6 protein-coding genes and 1 pseudogene are annotated in these 4,162 nt (G+C 30.9%); 4 read left to right on the top strand and 3 right to left on the bottom strand.

Annotated features, from left to right (window positions below):
* From BG20_RS13600 to BG20_RS02045, 3 genes and pseudogenes are all read right to left on the bottom strand, one after another.
* Nucleotides 1–293: pseudogene (locus BG20_RS13600) on the bottom strand (sulfate adenylyltransferase); the annotation flags it as partial.
* Nucleotides 294–327: 34 nt separating this feature from the next.
* A complete protein-coding gene (locus BG20_RS13595; RefSeq protein ID WP_250635817.1) occupies nt 328–501 on the bottom strand; it encodes a hypothetical protein in 174 nt (57 codons plus the stop codon).
* A gap of 11 nt (nt 502–512) precedes the next feature.
* Entirely contained in the window at nt 513–1,226 is a 714-nt protein-coding gene (locus tag BG20_RS02045) for a phosphoadenylyl-sulfate reductase (protein WP_010190221.1), read from the bottom strand.
* Between the two features lie 86 nt (nt 1,227–1,312).
* Here BG20_RS02045 and BG20_RS02040 point away from each other — a divergent pair, with 86 nt between their 5' ends.
* From BG20_RS02040 to BG20_RS02030, 4 genes are all read left to right on the top strand, one after another.
* Entirely contained in the window at nt 1,313–2,431 is a 1,119-nt protein-coding gene (locus BG20_RS02040) for a THUMP domain-containing protein (RefSeq protein ID WP_010190219.1), read from the top strand.
* A 39-nt stretch (nt 2,432–2,470) separates the two neighbouring features.
* Nucleotides 2,471–3,574, top strand: coding sequence for a glycosyltransferase (locus BG20_RS02035; protein ID WP_238527451.1), 1,104 nt, complete (start codon nt 2,471–2,473; stop codon nt 3,572–3,574).
* Entirely contained in the window at nt 3,552–3,707 is a 156-nt protein-coding gene (locus BG20_RS13005) for a hypothetical protein (protein WP_238527450.1), read from the top strand. The genes BG20_RS02035 and BG20_RS13005 overlap by 23 nt, the downstream gene beginning before the upstream one ends.
* 155 nt (nt 3,708–3,862) lie before the next feature.
* Nucleotides 3,863–4,162 (top strand): hypothetical protein (locus BG20_RS02030; RefSeq protein ID WP_010190212.1); only part of this gene is annotated, 300 nt, incomplete at its 3' end.

Raw genomic sequence — 4,162 nt, 5'->3', positions numbered from 1 at the left:
GTTAATCTGTATTTTCTAATTTCATTCTCTTCAGGTCTTTGAATATAATCAATTTTGCCTCCTACCAAATAATCTTGCATAGACATTGTCTTTGCAACTCCAGGGTGTGTTGAATCAATAGTTCCATAAACGCCCTTTGCAGTTTTTTCTTTGTCAAAAGTAAATATCTCTTTGACATGCAATATTGCAATTCCTACTCCTTGATGATTTTGTAGTAATACCTTACCCGCTTTTTTCATTTGTTCAGCAGTTGATTTGTCCACATCAAGAATTATTGGAATGGTCCATGCCAATCCATTTGATAGTCTGCCTTTTGATATTACATTCTCAAAGTCTTTTTTTCCCCAAGAATCCCTCTAAAGGACTAAAGATTCCATCTGCAATGTTTTCAACGTCGTTTGCAAGGTCTTCTGTAATAGTAATAGAAAATAATCCTGATGGATCAGCTTTGGTAATTCTGTTTACCAGTTTTCCGCCATGAGGTTTAATTGATTCAGACATTACTAAATTCCCTATTTATGGTCTATATGAAGGCCACACTCTTTGTGTTCTCCTTGTTCCCACCACCAACGTCCAGCCCTCAAGTCTTCTCCAGGTTTAATTGCTCTTGTACATGGTTCACATCCAATGCTTGGATAACCTTTGTCAAGTAGACTGTTGTAAGGTAGATTATTTTTCTTGATATAATCTTGAATTTGATCCCAAGTCCAATCAATTATTGGGTTAATTTTTAAAATTCCACCATGTCCATGATCTATTTGGAAAATATTCACATCTTTTCTTACTTCAGTTTGATCACGTCTTAGTCCAGTAATCCAACCATCTAGTGTTGATAACATTCTGTTAATCGGATGTACTTTACGAATTTCACAACATAGTTTTCTGTTTTCTATACTTTCATAAAATAGATTCATTCCCTTTTCTCTTACCATGTCTTCGACTTCTTTAGTATCAGGAAACAAAACCTCAATTGTTATGTTGTATTTTTTTCTTACAATATCCATAATGTCATAAGTTTCTTGTGGGAGTCTTCCTGTATCTAATGTAAAAAATCTAAATTTAGGATTAATTTTTAGCATAATATCCATAATTACTGCATCTTCTGCACCAAAACTTGATGCTTTTGCGACTCGTGGATGAAGATTATCAGAGACCCATTGAAGTGCCTCATTTGTGGTTTTTATTTTTGAATTGAGTTCATCAACTTGTTCTTGAGTAAATTTCACAAATACATTTGAATTGTTTTGTTTTATATTGATTACCCAATTGTCTTATCCTAAATTATAAACAGGTGTGGTTTAAAAAACAAAAGATGGGAGATATTTCTTATGTGGTAGTTTTTCCAACACTTTTTTCCAAAAACAAAATTCCACAACTAATTATAAATATTAAAAAAATTATGAAGATTCAAAATCAAGAATTTAAATCAGTAAAACGTGATGGTGATATTATTCTAGTTGATGCAAATGATCCTGTATTTGCATCATCAGCAATAAATTTACTTTTTGGTATTGAAAAAATAGCTATAGCACGACAGGTAAAAAATGATTTTCAAAAAGTTGTTTCAGAAATTACTACGATAGGTGGTAATTTACTTCTAAAGGGGGAAAGATTTCTTGTAAGAGTTGAAGGTACAACTAAAGGGTTCTTTACTAAAGATATTGAAATTGCATCAACATCTAACATTATAGAAAAAAAAGTTAACATGGGTGCTCGTCCTGGGACAGATGAAAATTTTGATAAGTTGTTGTACACTTATCTTACAAAAAATAATGCATATGTCTGTATTTTTTCAGATAAAGGTCATGGAGGAATACCATATCAATCTCAAAATAGAAATGCCATATGTTGTGTATATGATGAGATTTCTGCGATTTCATGTTTTGAAACAATAAAACAAGGATATGATACAAAAATCATAATCTGTTATAGACAAAAATCTGAATTGATGAGTTTAATTAAAACAATCAATCAAATAATTCCAAGACTAGTAAAACAAGAGATAGTATTAGAATTTTTTCATCTAAAAATTAATCAAGCTGGAATCAAAAATTATTTAATATTTGTAAATTCCATACTAGAAATTATGATACATGAAGCCAAGTCAAATAAGATAAACCATATTTCTCATGCATTATCTCCGTTGATGTTCTCTGCAGAGTTTATTGATTACTCCATGAAGAAAATATTTCAAAAAGATCTATTACCAATCATACCATTAAGTGGAGTAGATACCAAACTTTTTGAAGAAGCCAAAGAAATAGGATTAGAAAAACAAATTCCTAAGTTAGAAAAATTATTTATGATTAATTCCAATGAAATACCAAATTTTTCAAGTAAAGATATAGATTTTGCACTGAAAACGAAGAAAAGAGTCACTGTAAAAGTAGGACCAAATAATGTCCATGACATTTTAGATTCCCTAGAATAAAATCACTGAGAATTTAAACGGCATTTGAGGATGAATTCTATGTTAAAAATTGGCGAATTCATCTATCCATGGGGTGGAGGTCATTATTCTCGAATGATGAGACTAAATTCCATATTAGATAAGCATATCAAAGAAAAATTTGAATTACATTATTCTAGTAAAGATCATGTTTATCAAAAATTACTTGAAAAGTTTCCTAACAACAAAGATCAGATTCACGAAATATTAATGCCAACCCCAATTGACGGGAAATTTGGGCCAAGTATTTCATTATCACTGTTAAATTTAGTATTTCCAATCTCAAAAAATCCTCCTTTGCTTAAACAAATTGCAAGCTATTTGAGAAAAGAAAGTAAATTGTACGATAAAGAAAAATTTGATCTAGTGATTAATGATGGGGATATGGGTTCGAATATTTTAGCAAAAAATCGCAATATCCCAAGTTTGTTTATAACAAATCAGTTTAGGCCTAAATTATACAAATCAAGATCATATTTTTATCCTGCATTGATTTATGTTTCCAAACAGATTGAAAAAGCTTCAAAAATTTTGGTAGCTGATTCTCCACCTCCATATACAATGTGCGAATATAATTTAAATTTTACAAAAGAGATAATGAATAAAGTAACATATGTTGGTCATTTTACAAACAATACTAACATAGAAAAAAATCCTACATCAGATCTTGAAAAACTTGTAGAAAATTCCGAGTTTGGATATTGGATGAGAACAGGAAATAAGTCAACTAATGATGGAACAGGTCAAAGATATGAACAAGTTTTTCATCAAAATGAAATGAAAAATGAAAAAAGAATAGTATCTCATGCAAAAAGCGATTCAACTATTGATTCTGTTTTAGGAAAAGATGGAAGAAAATACACAATATCAAGTGCTTTGGAGAAAAAGATTGAATGGATTCAGATTGATGTGGGTTTTTTATCTGAACAACAAAAAGAGACTATTTTGAAATTAAGCAAATATGCAGTGGTAAATGGCTCTCATACTGTAATGGGAGAAATTCTTGGAGGTAAAGCAAAACCAATTATTGGAATTCCAATTTACGATGAACATGTTAATAACATAAAATGGGCTGAGGAAAAAAAATCTTGGAGTATTAGCTGTGAAAACAAAGCAAGTGATTGAGGCTATTTCAAAAATTAAAGAAAATTATAATAAATATGAAGAAAATTTGGGTGATTTTTCCAAGAATTTTAATCCAAATGGGGCAGAAAATACGGCAAAGATCGCTGCAAGTGTTCTGGAAGAAAAGAAATAATACATTATTTTTGTGCTTTTAATTATCTGGCACGCGGGATGTTCGATGGGCGAACTGACCGCAAGGGATGACGATAAAATCCGCGTGTCAGATTTTAAATCGATCATCTAATAAAGTGGGAACGCTTTTATGGAAAAAATTAAGCCAAAATATCAGTGCCTAACTGTCCAGAATGTACTGCAAGAGAGAAGAAGAAAATACAAGCAAAGTATGAAGCTGAAACTCCTGAAGAAAATAGAGGTAGAGAAGATTTATTCAAATTATTTGATGAAGTAGAGATTCCAATGAAATTAGATGCTGCTACAAAACATTTCATTTGTAAGCGATGTGGTCTTTACGCTACACGTGAACAAGTTTCTGACATCAAATACAGATTAAATCAGAAAGAGAGAACTCGGGAAGATAAACAAGATGACTATCTAGAATGGTGGCAAAAAAGTAAAAAAGATAAAGAA

The sequence above is a fragment of the Candidatus Nitrosarchaeum limnium BG20 genome (assembly GCF_000241145.1).
GTDB lineage: Archaea > Thermoproteota > Nitrososphaeria > Nitrososphaerales > Nitrosopumilaceae > Nitrosarchaeum > Nitrosarchaeum limnae.
This window is presented reverse-complemented; position numbering and strand designations above follow the sequence as displayed.